This is a genomic window from Nocardia sp. NPDC004654 (genome assembly GCF_040609595.1).
Taxonomy (GTDB): Bacteria; Actinomycetota; Actinomycetes; order Mycobacteriales; family Mycobacteriaceae; genus Nocardia.
On sequence record NZ_JBEXKI010000001.1, the window covers coordinates 387,752 to 406,292 of the forward strand.

General features: G+C 68.2%; 15 protein-coding genes and 2 tRNA genes. 6 read left to right on the forward strand and 11 right to left on the reverse strand.

The window, feature by feature from the left end:
* Positions 1–26: 26 nt before the first annotated feature.
* From ABZV58_RS01750 to ABZV58_RS01760, 3 genes are all read right to left on the reverse strand, one after another.
* Positions 27–1,079, reverse strand: coding sequence for an ATP-binding cassette domain-containing protein (locus tag ABZV58_RS01750; protein WP_354998274.1), 1,053 nt, complete (start codon positions 1,077–1,079; stop codon positions 27–29).
* An 837-nt stretch (positions 1,080–1,916) separates the two neighbouring features.
* The gene (locus ABZV58_RS01755) at positions 1,917–2,843 is read right to left on the reverse strand and encodes an acyl-CoA dehydrogenase family protein (RefSeq protein WP_354998275.1); all 927 of its coding nucleotides are present in this window, start codon (positions 2,841–2,843) and stop codon (positions 1,917–1,919) included.
* A 143-nt stretch (positions 2,844–2,986) separates the two neighbouring features.
* Entirely contained in the window at positions 2,987–3,484 is a 498-nt protein-coding gene (locus tag ABZV58_RS01760; RefSeq protein ID WP_354998276.1) for a pyridoxamine 5'-phosphate oxidase family protein, read from the reverse strand.
* A gap of 79 nt (positions 3,485–3,563) precedes the next feature.
* Here ABZV58_RS01760 and ABZV58_RS01765 point away from each other — a divergent pair, with 79 nt between their 5' ends.
* From ABZV58_RS01765 to ABZV58_RS01775, 3 genes are all read left to right on the forward strand, one after another.
* Positions 3,564–3,989, forward strand: a complete 426-nt coding sequence (locus ABZV58_RS01765; protein ID WP_354998277.1) for a helix-turn-helix domain-containing protein — start codon at positions 3,564–3,566, stop codon at positions 3,987–3,989.
* A gap of 326 nt (positions 3,990–4,315) precedes the next feature.
* Complete coding sequence (locus tag ABZV58_RS01770) at positions 4,316–5,050, forward strand: YoaK family protein (protein WP_354998278.1); 735 nt, start codon at positions 4,316–4,318, stop codon at positions 5,048–5,050.
* A gap of 37 nt (positions 5,051–5,087) precedes the next feature.
* On the forward strand, positions 5,088–6,440 hold the full coding sequence (locus tag ABZV58_RS01775; protein ID WP_354998279.1) for a TIGR01777 family oxidoreductase: 1,353 nt from the start codon (positions 5,088–5,090) through the stop codon (positions 6,438–6,440).
* 128 nt (positions 6,441–6,568) lie between these two features.
* Here ABZV58_RS01775 and ABZV58_RS01780 read toward each other — a convergent pair whose 3' ends face one another.
* Positions 6,569–7,405: a MerR family transcriptional regulator gene (locus ABZV58_RS01780; protein ID WP_354998280.1), complete on the reverse strand. Its 837-nt coding sequence runs from the start codon at positions 7,403–7,405 to the stop codon at positions 6,569–6,571.
* A gap of 136 nt (positions 7,406–7,541) precedes the next feature.
* Here ABZV58_RS01780 and ABZV58_RS01785 point away from each other — a divergent pair, with 136 nt between their 5' ends.
* The 3 genes from ABZV58_RS01785 to ABZV58_RS01795 all read left to right on the forward strand — a co-directional run bounded on the left by ABZV58_RS01785 (position 7,542) and on the right by ABZV58_RS01795 (position 10,824).
* The gene (locus ABZV58_RS01785) at positions 7,542–8,141 is read left to right on the forward strand and encodes a lipocalin family protein (protein WP_354998281.1); all 600 of its coding nucleotides are present in this window, start codon (positions 7,542–7,544) and stop codon (positions 8,139–8,141) included.
* 136 nt (positions 8,142–8,277) lie between these two features.
* Positions 8,278–9,591: a deoxyribodipyrimidine photo-lyase gene (locus ABZV58_RS01790; protein ID WP_354998282.1), complete on the forward strand. Its 1,314-nt coding sequence runs from the start codon at positions 8,278–8,280 to the stop codon at positions 9,589–9,591.
* A 45-nt stretch (positions 9,592–9,636) separates the two neighbouring features.
* Positions 9,637–10,824, forward strand: a complete 1,188-nt coding sequence (locus ABZV58_RS01795) for a hypothetical protein (protein WP_354998283.1) — start codon at positions 9,637–9,639, stop codon at positions 10,822–10,824.
* Between the two features lie 52 nt (positions 10,825–10,876).
* Here ABZV58_RS01795 and ABZV58_RS01800 read toward each other — a convergent pair.
* The 7 genes from ABZV58_RS01800 to ABZV58_RS01830 form a co-directional block, all read right to left on the reverse strand.
* Positions 10,877–10,949 (reverse strand) — tRNA-Ala (locus ABZV58_RS01800).
* A gap of 24 nt (positions 10,950–10,973) precedes the next feature.
* Positions 10,974–11,081, reverse strand: a complete 108-nt coding sequence (locus ABZV58_RS01805; protein ID WP_218018413.1) for a DLW-39 family protein — start codon at positions 11,079–11,081, stop codon at positions 10,974–10,976.
* A 29-nt stretch (positions 11,082–11,110) separates the two neighbouring features.
* Positions 11,111–11,184: transfer RNA gene (locus ABZV58_RS01810), tRNA-Ile, on the reverse strand.
* Between the two features lie 285 nt (positions 11,185–11,469).
* Positions 11,470–12,573, reverse strand: a complete 1,104-nt coding sequence (locus tag ABZV58_RS01815) for a DUF3566 domain-containing protein (protein WP_354998284.1) — start codon at positions 12,571–12,573, stop codon at positions 11,470–11,472.
* 40 nt (positions 12,574–12,613) lie between these two features.
* Positions 12,614–15,127: a DNA gyrase subunit A gene (gene gyrA / locus ABZV58_RS01820; protein WP_354998285.1), complete on the reverse strand. Its 2,514-nt coding sequence runs from the start codon at positions 15,125–15,127 to the stop codon at positions 12,614–12,616.
* Positions 15,128–15,182: 55 nt separating this feature from the next.
* Positions 15,183–17,234, reverse strand: coding sequence for a DNA topoisomerase (ATP-hydrolyzing) subunit B (gene gyrB / locus ABZV58_RS01825; protein WP_354998286.1), 2,052 nt, complete (start codon positions 17,232–17,234; stop codon positions 15,183–15,185).
* A gap of 299 nt (positions 17,235–17,533) precedes the next feature.
* Positions 17,534–18,442, reverse strand: coding sequence for an alpha/beta fold hydrolase (locus ABZV58_RS01830; RefSeq protein ID WP_354998287.1), 909 nt, complete (start codon positions 18,440–18,442; stop codon positions 17,534–17,536).
* Positions 18,443–18,541: the final 99 nt, after the last annotated feature.

The following is an 18,541-nucleotide window of genomic DNA, read 5'->3' on the forward strand; positions in this document are numbered from 1 at the left end:
TGCCTCCACAACTGTCGTCGTCGCGGTCATCGGGACTTTCCTTCCGTAGCTTCGAGTCGTTCGGCGGCTTTCGCTCCGCCGGAGCCGTTCGCCGCGACGTCTCCCGCGCGCTTGTCCACGGCATCGCCACCGACGAGTTCCTCGGCCTCGTGCCCGGTGAGCGTCAGGAACACGTCGTCCAGCGACGGACGACGCAGGCCGACGTCGTGCACCTGCACGTCGCTCGCCGCGAGCAGGCCGATCGCGTCGACGAGCGCCTGGGAGCCGTTGCTGACCGGCACCGTGATCCGGCGCAGGCCGGGTTCGAGGTGAATCTCCCCGTCCGCGAGGCCCTTCAGCGCCTGCTGCGCGACGGCGAGCTTGTCGACGTGGTCGACGGTGAATTGGACGCGATCGCCGCCGACCAAGGTCTTCAGCTCGTCGGCGGTGCCGCGCGCGATGACCTTGCCGTGGTCGATCACGGCGATCGAGTCGGCGAGCCGGTCGGCCTCCTCCATGTACTGGGTGGTGAGCAGCAGCGTGGTGCCGCCCGCGACCAGCTCCTCGATGACGTCCCAGAGGTCCAGCCTGGCCCGGGGGTCCAGGCCGGTGGTCGGCTCGTCCAAGAACAGCACCGGCGGATTGGCCACCAGGGCCCCGGCCAGGTCGAGCCTGCGGCGCATGCCGCCGGAGTAGCCGCGGACCGGCCGGTCGGCCGCGTCGCTGAGCCGGAAGCGTTCCAGCAGCTCGCGTGCGCGCTCCTTACTGCGCTGCACGCCCATGTGATAGAGCCTGCCCACCATCTCGAGGTTCTCGAAGCCGGTGAGGTATTCGTCGACGGCGGCGTACTGGCCCGACGCACCGATCCTGGACCGCAGCGCCTGCGGATTCCGGAGGACATCGAGTCCCGCCACCGTCGCCCGGCCCTCATCGGGAACGAGCAGGGTGGTGAGCACCCGGACCGCGGTGGTCTTGCCCGCGCCGTTGGGGCCGAGTAGCGCGGTGACGGTGCCTTCCGGCACCGTCAGGTCGAGTCCATCGAGGGCGACCAGCTGGCCGTAGCGCTTGACCAGACCCTCGGCGACTATTGCGTCGGGCATGATTCTCCTGACGTTGGTGAATTCTCGATGTCGAACGGCGTTCGACGCCCCTCATCCGGGCGTCGAGGCGTTGTCAGCGGGTCGGACAACCGACCGATACGGGGGTCAGTATTGTCCTGACTCCGGTTGTGCGCATCCCCTTTGTTGGGGGACGTCTCGCCTCGGGCCGGACAGCGAAAGGCCGCATCCCGGTCCAGTCGGTGCTCGGGGGTACCGGAACGGGATGCGACCGGTTCGATGGTCCCGCGCGCGGCCCTCTCGGGTCGTGCGTAGCCGACTACCCGTTTCCCGCGCGCGCGGTACTCACTCCGCACCGTGCCGCGGGCGGCGGTCGAACCAGTCCGAGTGACCACCGGCACATACTCGCACCGGGGTACGACAGATTTCGGTCGTCGCCCGACATGCCCAGCCCGCCGCGACACGCGACAAACCCGGCAGAATCGAGCCCGCTCGCGGTCCGGTGGAGGGATTCGCGCCACACTGCGACCACTCGGAATGTTTCCGGTCGGAACCGCTTTTCGTGCCACCGCGCCGAAATTGTGGTGGAATGAGCTGCACCGCAACGTTTTTGACAAACACCAGGTCACGGACCTGCCGCAGGACATGCACGGGCGACCGGTCGACGCCGTGATCGAGCAATCGCACCGCGTACCACCGCGCCAAATTTCTTGGAAAGTGGCTACCCCCATGCGCACACAATCACAAATCTTCGCGTAGGATCAGTCACGTCGGCCCCTCCCCCCCGGGCCGACCTTACGCGGGCCTCGGCTAACTCCCCCCCTTCGCCGAGGCCCGCTCCCCATTTCCGGACCCTTTTCACGAGGTCCGTTCTCGCCTTCAGCCGGTGGTCTCGGTGTCGAAGCCGACCGCCCGCCAAGCGGTTGCCAGCCGCTGCGCCCGCACCCGTCCCGCCGTACCGAACAGCGGGCGATCCCGCTCCCAGCGGTCCCTGGCGACCGGATCGGCGGTCCGCCAGAGCGGCGCGAGCTCGTCGACGACCCGGCCGAACTCCTCGAAGACGCCACCGAGTGCAACATGCACGCCGGGCGACCCGGGCTGGTCCAGATCCAACCCGCGCACCGCGGCCACCAGCGCGAGCAGGCGCTGAAGCACCGGACGCGGCCAGGACGACTCGCGCGCGACGCGCACCAGCCAGCCGAGCGCGGCGGCGAGCACGTGCACGTCCTCGATGGTGCGGAACGGCTTGAGGAAATCGGTGTAGCCGTCGCCGGGCAGCACGGTCGCGGGCGCGTCGGTGAAAGTGACGGTGGCGTGCGGGATCTCGGGGGCGAACGGCGGCGCGGGCAGATCCGTCACCGCGACGCCCGGCGCCGAGGTCTCGACGAGCGCAGCCCGCAGGATGTTGCGGCCGTCGTCGGCGACGCCCGCGCTGGCGACGACCAGGAGCCTGCGCGCCAGACTGCCCAGCGTGGTGAAGGTCTTGGTGCCGCTGATCGTCGCCGCGCCGTCGTGCTCGGTCAGCGCGGTGCGGATGGCCGAGGGATGCGCGCCGCCCGCCTCGGTGGCCGAGACCGCGACGGCGTCTTCGGCAGGCAACTCGGGCAACAGGGTGCGCAGCGCCTCCTGGTAGCCGGAGAGGAAGGCGTAGCCGAGCCGGTCGGCCGCGAAACCGCCCGCGATCGCGGCGTCCACAGGTGCCGCGAAACGGACCGCGACCGCGCGGTGCCCGGCCCAGGCGGCCGTCACGGAGTCGACCGGTGCGCCGGGCGGTTCGGTCAGGAGATAGTCGAGCACAGATTCCACTCCTGCACGCTAACCCGCGCGGAGCTCGTGCCCGACCGACTCGGGCCTAGCTGATCTCTACCCGCAGTCGGCCACGGCGAAGGTCCGGAAAATAGGCGTTGCCGGACGAAGTTCGCCAGGAGCCCGCCCGGAGCCGAGGCCACCTAACCGGTCCGGGCGACCTCGACCGGGGACTGCCATATCCGGCTGCGCAGATCGGCGCCGCGAATCACCTGGATGCGCCACGGCTCCAACCGCATGATGTGCAGCGTCGGATCGTCGGGCGCGCGCCAGAACTGGCCGAGGTGATAACCCGCGCCGGGCGGACTGGTCTGCGCGTACAGGTCCCAGACACGTTGGCGCGTCGGGAGATCGTCCACCCACTCGGCCGTCGCGTCCACCGCGACGGAGTTGTTGCCGCGCGACCAGTAGGAGAAGTTGACGTGCGGGTTCCGCGCGATGTGCGCCGCCTTGACCGGCGTCTTGTAGGTGGCGAGCCAGCCGAGCGGAACCCCGTCGACCCGCTCCCAGACCGGGATGAGCACCCGGGTGCGCGGCCGGTTCTTGCTGTCGACGGTCACCATCGTGGCGTACACGATGTGCCCCACGTAGGCGTTGAACTCCGTCTCGATCTCGTCGAAATCCTCGACCTTCTGCGTCATGCCGAAGTCCTTCCGGTTCCCGCTGCGACTGTCGGTTACTTCTTGTAACCAAGGGCATCATCGGACACCATGGAGAGCTATGGAAGACGGCACTTCTGAGTCACCCGGTTACTGCGGAGATACCGAGGACTACACGGCACGCCAGTGGGACACCCGCGAGGACTGCGATGTGCGCCAGATCCTCGACCGCATCGCCGACAAGTGGTCGCTGCTGACCATCGCCCTCCTCGCGGAACGCACCATGCGGTTCACCGAACTGCGCCGCGAGATCGACGGTGTCAGCCAGCGCATGCTGACCCGTACGCTGCGCCACCTCGAACGCGACGGCCTGGTGCGGCGCACGGTGCATCCGGTCGTGCCGCCGCGGGTCGACTACGAACTGACACCGCTGGGCGGCAGCCTGCACGAGACCATCCAGGCGCTGGTCACCTGGACCGAGGATCATCAGCGCGAGATCGCCGAGGCGCGCACCGCGTACGACGCGGCCGCCGCGGTGCCGGTGTGATCCGAGGGTCGATCCCCCAGCCGGATGTCGGCGCAGCCGGGTGACGGCTTCGACAACACAACCGGTGACGGCACAGACAACACCGTCGCGGTGACGGCACCAGCAACATAAGCCGGTGACGGCACCAGCAACACAAGCCGGTGACGGCACCAACAGCACCGCCGGGGCGGCGGCACAGACAACACAGCCGCAGTGACGACACCGACAGCACAGCGCGGATGTGAGCTCGGCAAACAACCGGACACACCCAGCATCTGGTCAGCTGATTCTCAGGGCGCGCGGGTATCACTGATTGGGTCGCATCCGCCGCGTGAGGAGCCTGACCTGTGAAACAGCCGGACGAGAGACGGAGAAGGGAACTCTTCGACGCCGAGGCCCGGCTCTCCTGGGTGCTCGCGGCGCTGGCCGGGATGATCGGCGCGGCGGCCTTCATGCACACCGCCGGCTACTTCGTCACCTTCATGACCGGCAACACCGAGCGTGCCGTACTCGGCGCGTTCCATGATGAGCCCGATCTGGCCGTCGCCGCCGCGCTGCTGCTGACCGCGTTCCTGTCCGGCGTGGTCGTTGCCTCTTGGTGTCGCAGGCACTACTGGTCGGGTCATCCGCACGGGCCCACGCTGCTCACGACCGTGTGCCTCGCGCTGGCCTCGATCATCGATATCGCGCTCTACTCCGTGACAGACACCAGCCGGATCGATTTCGTCCCCATCCTGTTCGTCGCCTTCGGCGTCGGCGCGCTGAACACCTCGTTCGTCAAGGACGGCGAGGTCTCGGTGCCGCTCAGCTACGTCACCGGGACGCTGGTCAAGCTGGGGCAGGGCATCGAACGCCACGTCAGCGGCGGTGACTACGCCGACTGGCTCGGCTATTTCCTGCTGTATCTGTCCTTCGGGCTCGGCGCGCTGCTCGGCGGTCTGCTGAGCTTGCTGGTCGCGGGCTGGGCGATGCTCATCACGGCGACGGTGGTATGCACCCTCGTCACCGGCTACACGTATCTGCATCTGGACAGGCACGGTCCGCTGCCGATCGAGCGACCCGGCCGGTCGAACGACGCATAAACGTTTCATCCCAGCCCTGCGCGACTACAGTCGAGACATGGCCATCGAGTGCTCGAGCGTCGTCGCCGCGCCCCGATCCGAGGTCTTCGCCTGGTACGCGCGTCCCGGCGCGTTCACCAGACTCGCGCCACCGTGGCATCCGGTTTCCCCGCTCGCCGAGGCCGATTCGCTGGCCGACGGGCGCGCCGTGCTCGGCTTGCCGGGCGGGTTGCGCTGGGTGGCGCGGCACGATCCCGCCGGTTATCTCCCGCCGCAACGTTTCGTCGACGCGGTCGCCGCGAAGGGACTCGCCTCGCTGCCCGCCGCGCGGCTGCTGCGCTGGCGGCACGTGCACGAATTCGAGGAGGTCGACGCCCGGCACACCCGGGTGATCGATCGAGTGCGGACTCCGATTCCGGAATTCGTGCTGCGCCCGATGTTCGACTACCGATACCGCCAGCTGGCCGACGACCTACTCGCGCACCGCCGCGCCGCCGAGCACGGCTTCGGCCCGGCCACCGTCGCGGTGACAGGTGCGTCCGGCCTGGTCGGCACCGCGCTGTGTGCCTTCCTGAGCACCGGCGGCCACCGCGTCCTGCGCTTGGTGCGTCATCCGGCCCGCACGCCCGGCGAACGCCGGTGGGACCCCGCCGCTCCCGACCCCGAACTGCTCGACGGCGTGGACGCGGTGGTGCACCTGGCCGGCGCGTCGATCGCGGGACGGTTCACCGAGGGGCACAAGCGGGCGATCGCCGACAGCCGGATCCAACCGACGCGCAAGCTGGCCGAACTCGCCGCGCGATCAGGTCTTTCGACCTTCGTCAGCGCCTCCGCCATCGGCTTCTACGGCTACGACCGCGGCGACGAGACGCTCACCGAGGAGGCGAGCTGGGGCGACGGCTTCCTAGCCGATGTGGTCGCGAACTGGGAGGCGGCGACCCGCCCCGCCGAGAAAGCCGGAGTGCGGACGATCCGAATTCGCACCGGCATCGTGCAGTCCCCCAGCGGCGGCACACTGCGGCTGCTGCGTCCGTTGTTCACCGCGGGTCTCGGCGGGCGGATCGGAGACGGCCGTCAATGGCTGTCCTGGATCGCTCTGGACGACCTGGTCGATGTCTACCACCGCGCGCTGTGGGACGAATCCCTCGCGGGACCGATCAATGCCGTTGCGCCGCACCCGGTCCGCAACAGCGAATACACCGAGGTGCTGGCCCGCGTGCTGCACCGCCCCGCGCTCCTTCCGGTGCCCGACTTCGGCCCGGCCCTGCTGCTCGGCAAGCAGGGCGCGCGCGAACTCGCCGCCGCCGGCCAGCGCGTGCTGCCGACCCGGCTGGTCGCGGCGGGGCACACGTTCCGAACTCCCGGCCTCGACGCCGCGCTGCGTCACCTGCTCGGCCGGACGAGGCACTGACAACCTGGGGCGCGACACTCGCTCGGCGCACAGGACAGCGGCTGAGAACCCACCGCGACGCGTCCACCGGCGGTGCCACGGCCGGACCTTCCCGCGAAGCGACGGCATCCGTTCGGGCGCCGAGAAATTCAGCGCAGCCGGTCGACGGCGTCCGCCAGACTCTCCACCTGCACGGCGGCCGCCGGCAGGATCACGTCGTCCCATCCGGGCCCGCCGAGGAACACCCGAGCCCCCGCCCCGAGGCAGGCGCGAACGGCCGACGTCAACGCCGTGGATTCGCGCTGCGACCAGAGCAGGACCGCAGCCGGATCCCGCTGCCTCGCAAGCGCGTCCACCAATGCCGCGGTCGGAACATCGGGGCCGAGCATCCGCGCGCCGACGCCGCGTTCGGCCAGCGCGGCACGCAGCACGTCGAGCGGCAGCGAATGTGTTTCACCGCTCGTGCAGGCGAGCACGGTGCCCGCGGGCCCAGTGGGCGGATTCGTTCGTTGCATGGCGGCCGCGACACACCAGGAGAGCAGGTGTTCGACATCGACGCACCCCTCGCCACTGCCCTGCCGATCGACGATCTCGGCAAAAGCGGGACGGCACAGGCGTTCCCAGGTGTCGACGACGCCGTAGGCGCGAACGTGCGATTCGACCAGGGCGGTGACCGTGCCGGTCTCCAGGGCGAACGCGGCGGCGAGCAGCGCGGTCCGATCGCCGAGCGCCAGCACGGGCCCGCGTGCTGTCGCGGCGGCGCCCGCCGGGCTGGCGCCACCGCGGATCAGCTCGAGCATCCGTTCCAGCAGCGCGATGTCGGATTCGGTGTAGAGGCGGTGACGGCCGGGCCGATCCTGCGCGGGCCCGATCTCGTAGCGGCGGTTCCAGCTGCGCAGGGTCGCCGTCGGAATGCCGAGACGCTCGGCCACCGCGCGCACCGTGTAACCGGCCGCGTCGGGAGCGGAGGCGGAACCGGCGGGCATCGTCTCATTCTGCCCGGTCGAGTCCATCCGGTTCCGCACGGACGCCCGGATTCGGAGTGTGTCCGGCGAAAATTCTGCATCGTTTATGCATCGTTGACTGATATCATGGCGAGAGTCGCCGACCCGAGGAGGTCCCATGGACTCGCACCGGACAACACGATGGTGTGCGCGTCTCGCGACCGCTGTCGTCGCGGCGGCGAGCGTCGCCGCCGGTACCGCGACGGCCGAACCGCCCGCCCCGGTGCCGAACTTGGATCTGGATCGCTACCTCGGCCAGTGGCGCCAGCTCGCCGCGATACCGCAGTACTTCAACCTGGCCTGCGCCCGCGACACCACTGCCGACTACGCGCTGGACGCGCGCGGCGACATCTCCGTGCACAACCGCTGCATCACTTGGACCGGCACCGTCAACGAGATCCGCGGCACCGCGCGGGTGAACGACCGGGTGACGGGCGCGCAGCTGCACGTCAGCTTTCCCGGCGTTCTCACCCAGGATCAACTGGACGGCCCGACGAACTACATCGTCACCGCGCTCGGCCCGGACTACTCGTGGGCGCTGGTGACCGACCCCAACCGCACCTCAGGCTTCGTGCTCGCCCGCGAACCCGCATTGGATCCACAGTCCTGGTCGGACGTGCGTGCGGCGATCGTCGCGGCGGGCCAGGACTCCTGCCTGTATCTCACCTCGCCGACGACTGGCGGAATGTCCACGATCGGACCGCTGTGCACTACGTGAACCTCGACAGCGTGCGGACTCCGCGAGGGTCGCGTTCGCGCCGGTACGGAAGAGCCGCCCGTGCCCGCGCGGCGCGACCCTCGTGGGGCCCGCATCGGTCGCGTCGCTTCCCCTGGCGGCCGCACGGAGCCGATCGATGACGACCTCGGTGGCGCTGTTCACCCGCGACCTGCGGGTGCACGACAATCCCGTGCTCACCGCGGCGCACCGGGCGGGCGACGCGGTGGTGCCGCTGTTCGTCGTCGACCGCGACCTGGTGCCGGACCGCTGCCCGCCCAACCGCGCCCGCTTCCTCGCCGCCGCCCTCGCCGAACTCGACGACGAACTCCGCGCGCTCGGCGGGCGACTCGTGCTGCGCCGCGGTGACGTGGTGGACGAGGTCGACCGCGTGGTCGCCGAAACGGGCGCCGCCAGCGTGCATCTCGCCGAGGATGTGAGTGGATACAGCCGCTCGCGAGCACTGCGATTGCGAGAACGGCTGCGGGAGCGTGACTGTCGGGTCGACGAGCACACCGCCACGATCACGGCGGCCGACCCGGAACTGCTCGTGCCGTCCACCGGTCGCGACCACTTCGCGGTCTTCACCCCCTACTTCCGGCGGTGGACGGAAGCGCAACGGCGCAAGCCACTCGGCAAACCACGCGCCCTGACCCTGCCGCGAATATCGGGTGACCCGCTGCCGAAGCCCGACGACCTGTGTTCGGGCGAATCCTCGCCGCACTTGACCGTCGGCGGCGAGACGACGGGCCGGAAACTGCTGCGCGACTGGCTTTCCGGTCCGCTCGCCGACTACGCGAAGCTCGGCGACGATCTGGCCGCCGACGCGACCTCCCACCTCTCGCCCTATCTGCACTTCGGCTGCCTGTCCCCCACCGAGGTGGTGCACCGGGTCGACATGTCGGCCGAGGGCGGTCACGCCTTCGCCAGGCAGCTGGCCTGGCGCGACTTCCACCACCAGCACCTCGCCGCCCGGCCCGAGGCCGCCTGGCACGACTACCGCGCGCGGCAGATCCAATGGCGCGACGATCCGCGCGCGGTCGAGGCCTGGCGAGAAGGCCGCACCGGCTATCCGATCGTCGACGCGGGCATGCGCCAGTTGCGCGCCGAGGGCTGGATGCCCAACCGCGCACGACTGATCACGGCCAGCTTCCTCGCCAAATCCCTTCGGGTGCATTGGCGAATCGGCGCGGCCCACTTCTTGCACTGGCTCGTCGACGCCGACCTCGCCAACAACCAGCTCAACTGGCAGTGGGTGGCGGGCACCGGCACCGACACCAGGCCGAACCGCGTGCTCAACCCGCTGCGCCAAGCCAAGCGCTACGACCCCGACGGCGATTACGTCCGGCGTTGGATACCCGAACTCGCGCACCTGGAGGGGCCGCGGATTCATCTGCCGTGGCGCGCGGATGTCGACTACCCCGCTCCGATCATCGACTTCGTCGGCATGTGAATACACCGGGCTGCGCTTGTCGGTGCGGGTGATTACGTTGGCCGAGTGGACAACTCACGAACACCAACGCCGAGCGAGTTCGCCGCGCTGGTGCGCCGCCAGCTCGACGACCTCGGCATCGAGGGCGCCGAATACCAACCCGGGGAGTTCTGCTTCGAACTGCCCGACGGCTTGGTCATCAATCTGCACAACATCTTTCGCGACACCGCCGAGTTGACGGCCGAGGAACGATCGGAGCGCGTCACGCGGTTCCTGTCGGCGTTGCGCGCCGACGAGGAACTCCCCGCCGACTGGGAAAGCGCACGTCCCACGCTGTTTCCGGTGCTGCGCCCGGCCACCTACGGCGGACAGGGCATACGTCCACTCTCGCGCCCGGCCTTTCCCTTCGTCGACGAGCTGATCGCGATCGATATGCCCGACAAGCGCGTCCTCGTCACCGCCGATCACGTGACGGGTTGGGGCGTCACGATTTTCGAGGTGTTCGAAGCCGCGCGCGAAAACCTCGCCGCGAAACCGCCTTCGATCTCCCTGTCGGACGACGGGTATACGCGCATCGTCGACACCGGCGACTACTACGCGACTTCCTGGCCCTTGCTTCCCGGCTGGCTCGCCTCGCTCGCCGCCGAAGGCAGACGCGCGGTCGCCTTCATCCCCGAAGACGACGCCCTCATCCTCACGCTGGACGAGCCCGAACTCCTCGAGCAGCTCTTCGACGCCGTGGAGGACCAGTACGTCACCGCGGTGCGTCGCCTCTCACCGCAGGCCTACACCACCAACGGGAGCGGCGCGGTCGTCCCGTTCGACCTGGCAGGTCCGCATCCCCAGCTACCCGCCGCCCACCGGGCGCGCTGTGGCCTGGCCACCACCGAGTACCAGGCCCAGCAAGCGCAGCTCATCGAGGCGCTGGACGACGAAGACGGCTTCGCGCCCTACGGCATCGACTTCGCCTATCCCTCCCAGCTGAACTTGGCCAGCGGCGACAACGGTTTCTTCACCATCGCCCCGTGGGCCGAAGAGATCGAGACCCTGCTGCCGGAAGCCGACTACATCGACCTCTGCCTGACCGACGAGAAGGACGAGATCATCGAAACCCTGGCGATCCCCTTCGCCACCCTCGCGGCCCACATCGACTTGGTCCCGGTCCGCACCCTGTCCCCACGCCGCTACTTGGCCAAGAACTGGCCCGACGCTCCGACCCTCACCCGCCTGCGCGCCGCCGCCGTCGACCTCTAGCCCGGAAACGAGAATCGGCGCGTGCTCTGAACGAGCACGCGCCGGTTGAAAGTGGAGCCTAGGGGAATCGAACCCCTAACCCCTGCCTTGCAAAGGCAGTGCTCTGCCAATTGAGCTAAGGCCCCGAGTCCCCGAGGGTGGAATGAGTTTCAGCGAGTGGTGACCTCGTGCCACAGGTCCGCTTCGTCACGCTTGCGCAGCTTGGTGATTCCGAAGAGAACCGCGACCACGACGCCGACCGTGAGGAGAATCTTCATGGTTCCCACCCTACTGTCATGTTCGGGAGTGGGCCTAGGAGGACTTGAACCTCCGACCTCTTCGTTATCAGCGAAGCGCTCTAACCGCCTGAGCTATAGGCCCGTGTTCGGCTCTCGCACCGTAGTGGGCGAGCCGAGGCTAGACATTACCAAACTTGACTCAAAACAAACAAAACAGCTGGTAGCGGGCCTAGACCGGCCTATTCGGCCCATCTCTCCGACCCCTGCCAGCCGACCTAGCCGCCAGCGATCCCGTCGCCCGAACGGAAACGGCCGGTATTCCCTGGAACGGGAATACCGGCCGCCGCCGAGAATTTCGCGGACTGGGCGATCCGCCGACGCTCCAGCCATGATGGAGCGATCGACGAACACCGTCCGAGCCGAGTTCCTAGTCCGGATCCGCCAGAGTCACCTGGATACCACCGACCAGGTCGCAGCACTGGTTGTAGATGAAGGTGCCGACCGTGCCGAGCGCGGTGAACAGCACCACGTTGATCAGCCCGATGACGCCCGCGTAGCCGAACACCGTGCCCGCGTCGATCAGGCCCACCGAGCCACTGTCCTGGGACACCATGTCGGTGAAGGTGTTGTTCAGCCGCTCCCACACGCCCATGCCCTCGAGCACGATGTAGAGCAGGCCGACGGCGAGCATCCACACGAAGAACAGCGCCACGCTGATCACCAGCGAGATCTTCAGCGTCGACCAGGGGTCGATGCGGCGGATCTGCACGGTGGCGCGCAGCGGCTCACCGGAAGCCACGGCCGCCGCGACCGCGACCGGAGCCGCGGGCGAGACGTGCGCCTGCGGGTTCATGCCGACGGGCTCGGGGTGCGGTAGTGGGTGCCGGATATCGGACAAATCGGGCATGTCCTTGATCAGCTCCGGCCGCGCGATGCTGCGGGTGGGTCCGTCGATGCCGACCGACTTCACCATCGCCGCTTCCTTGCGCGCCGCCTTGGCCGCGAGGTCGGCCGTGGTGCGCGCGTTGGTGACGCCGCCGTTCAAGCCGACCGCCGCGTTGCCGCCCGCTCCGGCGCCGAGCCCGGCGCCGCCGTCCGCGGGCGGCCTGCCCGCCACCGGCGCCTGGCCGGGGCGGTACAGGTTCGACTGCGGCTCGCGCTGCGGCAGCTGCGACCAACCGTCCTTGTACTGCGACTGACCGCCGCCCGGCGCGGGTTTCGCGCCATCGGGGCCGCCGGATTCACCGGGCGAACCCATCCGAACGGTCTCCTGATCGAACCCTTCTTTGCCGCCACCGGGCTCCGGCGCACCCTTGGGCGCGCCCTGCTTGGGCCCGCCCTGCCCGGGCCCGAAATCGCCCTGCTGGCCGACGTTCTGTTGCGGCTGGCCACCCTGCTGGCCCCCGCCCGGCTGTCCGGTTTCGCCCGCGCCGGGCCGGGGGATCGGCCGCGGCGGAATCGGAGACGGTGCGATCCGTTCGGTCACACCGTTCGTCTGGTGTCCGTCATTCGGCTGATTCGGAGTGGTCAATGGGAATCCTTAGATCCGTTCGTTGCCGCCGCTTGGAGGGTCACTGCTGAGAGGAACCGATTTCGTCGCCACCGTCGACCTGATCGGGTTCGTCGGCGTTGCGCGCGATAGCAAGCAACGTACTTCCCTCTGCGAGGTTCATCAATCGCACGCCCTTGGTCTGTCGCCCAGCCTTACGAACCTGCTTTGCCGCCGTCCGGATGACTCCACCGCCGGAGGTGATCGCGTAGAGCTCATCCTCATCGTCGACGATGAGCGCACCGACCAGAGTGCCACGCCTGGCGTCGAACTGGATAGTCAATACACCTTTACCGCCGCGTCCCTGCGCGGTGTACTCCTCGATCGCGGTGCGCTTCGCGTAGCCGCCCGAGGTCGCCACCAGCAGATACGTCTCGGGTCGAACGACGTTGAGCGACAACAGTTCGTCCTCGGCGTTGAACCGCATGCCCTGCACGCCGGAGGTGGCGCGACCCATCGGGCGCAGCGCCTCGTCGGTGGCCGAGAAGCGGATCGACTGGCCCTGCGCCGAGACGAGCAGCAGATCGTCGTCGGCGGAGCAGAGCACGGCGCCGACGAGTTCGTCCTCGTCGCGCAGGTTCACCGCGACGATGCCGCCGCTGCGGTTGGAATCGAAGTCCGAGAGCCTCGACTTCTTCACCAGACCATTCTTGGTGGCCAGCACCAGATACGGGGCGTCTTCGTAGGATTTGATCTGAATGATCTGGGCGATCTTCTCGTCCGGCTGGAAAGCCAGCAGGTTGGCCACGTGCTGACCGCGCGCGGTGCGGTTGGCCTCGGGCAGCTCGTACGCCTTGGCGCGGTAGACCCGGCCCTTGTTCGTGAAGAACAGCAGCCAGTCGTGGGTCGAGGTGACGAAGAAGTGCTTGACGATGTCGTCCTGCTTGAGACCCGCGCCCTGCACGCCCTTGCCGCCGCGCTTCTGCGAGCGGTAGAGGTCGGTCTTGGTGCGCTTGGCGTAACCGGTCTCGGTGATGGTGACGACCACGTCCTCGCGGGCGATCAGGTCCTCGTCGGCCACGTCGCCGTCGGCGGCGATGATGCGGGTGCGCCGCTCGTCGCCGTACTTGTCGACGATCTCGGCCAGCTCGTCGCGCACGATGGCGCGCTGACGTTCCGGTTTGTCCAGAATGTCCTTGTAGTCGGCGATTTCGCTTTCGATCTTGGCCAGATCGTCGACGATCTTCTGCCGCTCCAGCGCGGAGAGGCGCCGCAGCTGCATGTCGAGAATGGCGGTGGCTTGGATCTCGTCGATCTCGAGCAGCTGCATCAGGCCGGTGCGGGCGGTGTCGGTGTTGGCCGAACGCCGGATCAGCGCGATGACCTCGTCGAGCGCGTCGAGCGCCTTGACCAGGCCGCGCAGGATGTGGGCCCGTTCCTCGGCCTTGCGCAGCAGGTAGCGGGTGCGCCGGACGATGACTTCCAACTGGTGATCGACGTAGAGCCGGATCATCTGGTCCAGGCGCAGCGTGCGCGGCACGCCGTCGACGATGGACAGCATGTTGGCGCCGAAGCTGGTCTGCAGCTGGGTGTGCTTGTAGAGGTTGTTCAGCACCACCTTGGCGACGGCATCGCGCTTGACCGTCACCACGATTCGCATGCCCGCGCGGTCGGAGGACTCGTCGTGGATATCCGAGATACCCGCGATCTTGCCGTCCTTCACCTGCTCGGCGATCGAGTTGATGAAGTTGTCGGTGTTGACCTGGTAGGGCAGCTCGGTGATGACGATCGTGGTGCGACCGCGGTTGTCCTCTTCGATCTCCACCACACCGCGCATGCGGATCGAGCCGCGACCGGTGGTGTAGGCGTCGTTGATGCCCTGGTTGCCGACGATCAGGCCGTGCGTCGGGAAGTCCGGGCCCTTGACCCGCTCCATGCACGCGGCGAGGGTGCTCTCCTCGTCGGCGTCGTGGTTGTCCAGCGCCCAGTAGATCGCCTCGGCGAGCTCGTTCAGGTTGTGCGGCGGAATGTTGGTCGCCATACCGACCGCGATGCCGTTGGAGCCGTTCATCAACAGGTTCGGCACCCGGCTGGGGAGAACCACCGGCTCCTGGGAACGACCGTCGTAGTTCGGCGCGAAATCGACCGTCTCGTGGTCGATCTCGCGCAGCAGCTCCATCGCGAGCGGCGTCAGGCGGCACTCGGTGTATCGCATGGCGGCCGCGCCGTCGTTGCCGCGGGAACCGAAGTTGCCCTGGCCGTCGACCAGCGGGTAGCGCAGCGACCACGGCTGCGCCATGCGGACCAGGGTGTCGTAGATCGACGCGTCACCGTGCGGGTGGTAGTTACCCATGGTCTCCGCGACCGGGCGCGCGGACTTCACGTAGCCGCGGTCCGGGCGGTACCCGTTGTCGTACATCGCGTAGAGCACGCGCCGGTGCACCGGCTTGAGGCCGTCGCGCACGTCGGGCAGCGCGCGGCCCACGATCACGCTCATCGCGTAATCGATGTAGCTGCTCTGCATTTCGTTCTGGATGTCGACCGGCTCGATCCGGTCGCCTGCACCGCCGTTCGGGGGCAGCGTTGTCTCAGTCATGCGGTCTCCTTAGCGGGGCGTGAAAAGGCTGAACTGCAGCGGGTTCTCACGCCGGCTACACGTCGAGGAAGCGAACGTCCTTGGCATTGCGGGTGATGAAGCTGCGACGCGCCTCGACGTCCTCGCCCATCAGAACGGAGAACAGCTCGTCGGCCGCGGCCGCGTCGTCGAGCGTCACTTGACGAAGCACCCGCACCGCCGGGTCCATCGTGGTCTCCCACAGCTCTTTGGCGTTCATCTCGCCCAGACCCTTGTAGCGCTGGACGCCGTCGTCCTTGTTGATCTTCTTGCCCGCCGCGAGACCGGCCTCGAGCAGGCCGTCGCGCTCCCGGTCGGAGTAGGCGAACTCCGGATCGCTGCGCTGCCACTTGAGCTTGTACAGCGGTGGCTGCGCCAGGTAGACGTGGCCGTGCTCGACCAGCGGGCGCATGAAGCGGAACAGCAGCGTCAGCAGCAGGGTCGAGATGTGCTGGCCGTCCACGTCGGCGTCGGCCATCAGCACGATCTTGTGATACCGCAGCTTGGCGATGTCGAACTCGTCGTGGATGCCGGTGCCGAACGCGGTGATGATCGACTGGACCTCGTTGTTCTTGAGAACCCGGTCGATACGCGCCTTCTCGACGTTGATGATCTTGCCGCGCAGCGGGAGGATCGCCTGGTACATCGAGTCGCGGCCGGACTTGGCCGAGCCACCGGCGGAGTCACCCTCCACGATGTAGATCTCGGACTTGCTCGGGTCCTTGGAGCGGCAGTCGGCCAGCTTGCCGGGCAGACCGCCCAGGTCGGTGGCGGACTTGCGGCGCACCAGCTCGCGCGCCTTGCGTGCCGCGACGCGCGCCTGCGCCGAGGAGACGGCCTTCTGCACGATGGTCTTCGCGTCGGCCGGGTTGGCCTCGAACCAGTGCGCGAGGTGCTCGTTGCATGTGCGCTGCACGAACGACTTGACCTCGGTGTTGCCGAGCTTGGTCTTGGTCTGGCCCTCGAACTGCGGGTCGGAGATCTTCACGCTCACGATCGCGGCGAGACCCTCGCGGATGTCGTCGCCGGTGAGGTTGCCGTCCTTCTCCTTGAGGAGCTTCTTGTCCTTCGCGTACTTGTTCACCACCGTGGTGAGCGCGGCGCGGAAGCCCTCTTCGTGGGTGCCGCCCTCGTGGGTGTTGATGGTGTTGGCGAAGGTGTGGACGGATTCCGAATAGCCGGAATTCCACTGCATCGCGACCTCGAGCTCGTGCCCGGTGCCCTTGCCGGTGAAGCCGACCACCGAGTTGTGGATCGGCTGCTTGGTCCGGTTGATGTGCTTGACGAAGTCCTCGAGTCCACCGGGGTAGTGGTAGGTGCGGACCTTGACCTTGGCCTTCGGCTCCTCGACGGCGGGCGCGTTCTCGTCGAGGTGCTTGGGCGCCTCGGCGGTGTCGCTGACGACCTCGTCGGTGACCTCGCTCTCGGAGACCCGCTCGTCGGTGAGGGTGATGGTGAGCCCCTTGTTCAGGAACGCCATCTCCTGCAGACGCCGCGCGACCGTCTCGAAGTTGAAAGTCGTGGTCTCGAAGATCTCCGGATCCGGCCAGAACCGGATGGTGGTTCCGGTGCGCTTGGTGGCCTCGCCCTGCAACAGTTTGCCGGGTTTGGAGTCCTTGTACTCCTGGGTCCAGTGGTAGCCGTCGTTGTCGATCTCGGCCTCGAGCCGGCTGGACAGCGCGTTCACCACCGAGATGCCGACGCCGTGCAGACCACCGGACACCGCGTAGGCGTCGGAGTCGAACTTGCCGCCCGCGTGCAGCTGGGTCATGACCACCTCGATGGTGGGGATGCCCTGCGCGTGCATGCCGGTCGGGATGCCGCGGCCGTCGTCGACCACCTCGACGCCGCCGTCGGCCAGCAGCGTGACATCGACGCGCGTCGCGTAGCCCGCCATCGCCTCGTCGACGGAGTTGTCGACGACTTCCCAGATCAGATGGTGCAGGCCGCGCTCACCGGTCGAACCGATGTACATGCCCGGGCGCTTGCGGACCGCCTCGAGTCCCTCGAGGACGGTGATGGAGGAGGCACCGTAGTCCTGCTTGCCCGATGTCGCCTTGGTCGAATCGTTGGAGTCCTTGGCAGCCACTGGTCGGTAGCTCTCCTTACTTGCTGACCCCGGTGCAGCGATCGCCACAGCGCAAGCGCGGCCCGGTCTTGACAGGTCGAGATTCACGGGCCCACGCGGGGGCTGTGCGGAACGCACCGAAGGGTTCGCCGCTAGTTACGTCACCATCCTACTGGTAGCCCCGCGCCACAACGCACCTACGACACCCCTGACGGCTTCATGGCTGCGAGAAATCGACCGGCGACGAGTCCGGTCTCCCTCGAAACCGTTTCAGGGTCTCTCAGATGTGCTCAGCACGCCGTGCCGGACGGTCGCCACGATCACCCGGAGACCGCGACCCGATCCACGAATTCGGCGGTGCGGTCGGCGAGCGCCTCCGGGTGCGAGATCGGCGACCAGTGCCGGGCCGCGATCTCGGTGCGGGTCAGGTTGCCGACCCACTGCTCGGCCTCGGCGTGCACCACCGGACGCACCGCCCGGTCGCCGCTCGAGACGATCAACTGCACCGGGACACCGATCGGGCGCGGACGCGGATTGCGCAAGTGCGCACGAATATTCGCACGATAGAGCTTGAGGTTGTTGATCATATCGGCGCGCAGCGTCGGCGCTGTCTGCACCAGTGCGGGGTCCAAGCCGTCGAAGAAGGCGAGGAAGCGCGGCCAGCGGCGGGACAGCGCGCGCAGCACCGGATTGGGCAGGCCGGGAATCTGGAAGGCGACGGTGTACGCCGAGGCGATGCCCTGCGCGAGCGCCCCGCGCAGCCGGGCCGCCGAGAACGGGCCGCGCAGGTACGCCCCGAGGAAGTCGAGGTTCGGGCCGGAGACGGAACTGAACGACGCGATCCTGTTTTCGGCGTCGGGATCGCTGACGAGTTCCCAGCCGATCACCGAACCCCAGTCGTGCCCGAGCACGTGCACGCGCTGCCCCGGAGCCACCGCGTCGGCGACCGCGCGCACGTCGGCGGCCAGTTCTTCGATGCGATAGGCCGAGACCTGGGTGGGCACCGTGCTCTCACCCGCGCCGCGGTTGTCGAAGGCGATGACGCGATAACGATCGGCCAGGCGGGCGGCGACGCGATTCCACAGGATGTGAGTATCGGGCCAGCCGTGCACGAGCAGGATGGGTATGCCCGCGGGATCGCCGCATTCGAACACCGCGAGTTCGACGTCGCCCCGGCGGACGGTGGTGGTGGCCGTGGCGGGGAACGGGCCCGCGGTGCTGATCGTCATCGATCCGTTTCTCCTGTGCATATTCGATCCGGGCCGGTGGCGCGGCCTCGGGCGTTCCACGGTGAATCCGCAGGTCCCGAGGCTGGGGACTGTGGAGAT

Bases quoted from the DNA above. Each gene is read 5' to 3' on its own strand.
- ABZV58_RS01750 (WP_354998274.1), bottom strand. From the start codon at position 1,079: ATGCCCGACGCAATAGTCGCCGAGGGTCTGGTCAAGCGCTACGGCCAG.
- ABZV58_RS01760 (WP_354998276.1), bottom strand. From the start codon at position 3,484: ATGACGCAGAAGGTCGAGGATTTCGACGAGATCGAGACGGAGTTCAAC.
- ABZV58_RS01765 (WP_354998277.1), top strand. From the start codon at position 3,564: ATGGAAGACGGCACTTCTGAGTCACCCGGTTACTGCGGAGATACCGAG.
- ABZV58_RS01775 (WP_354998279.1), top strand. From the start codon at position 5,088: ATGGCCATCGAGTGCTCGAGCGTCGTCGCCGCGCCCCGATCCGAGGTC.
- ABZV58_RS01780 (WP_354998280.1), bottom strand. From the start codon at position 7,405: ATGCCCGCCGGTTCCGCCTCCGCTCCCGACGCGGCCGGTTACACGGTG.
- ABZV58_RS01785 (WP_354998281.1), top strand. From the start codon at position 7,542: ATGGACTCGCACCGGACAACACGATGGTGTGCGCGTCTCGCGACCGCT.
- ABZV58_RS01790 (WP_354998282.1), top strand. From the start codon at position 8,278: ATGACGACCTCGGTGGCGCTGTTCACCCGCGACCTGCGGGTGCACGAC.
- ABZV58_RS01805 (WP_218018413.1), bottom strand. From the start codon at position 11,081: ATGAAGATTCTCCTCACGGTCGGCGTCGTGGTCGCGGTTCTCTTCGGA.
- gyrA (WP_354998285.1), bottom strand. From the start codon at position 15,127: ATGACTGAGACAACGCTGCCCCCGAACGGCGGTGCAGGCGACCGGATC.
- ABZV58_RS01830 (WP_354998287.1), bottom strand. From the start codon at position 18,442: ATGACGATCAGCACCGCGGGCCCGTTCCCCGCCACGGCCACCACCACC.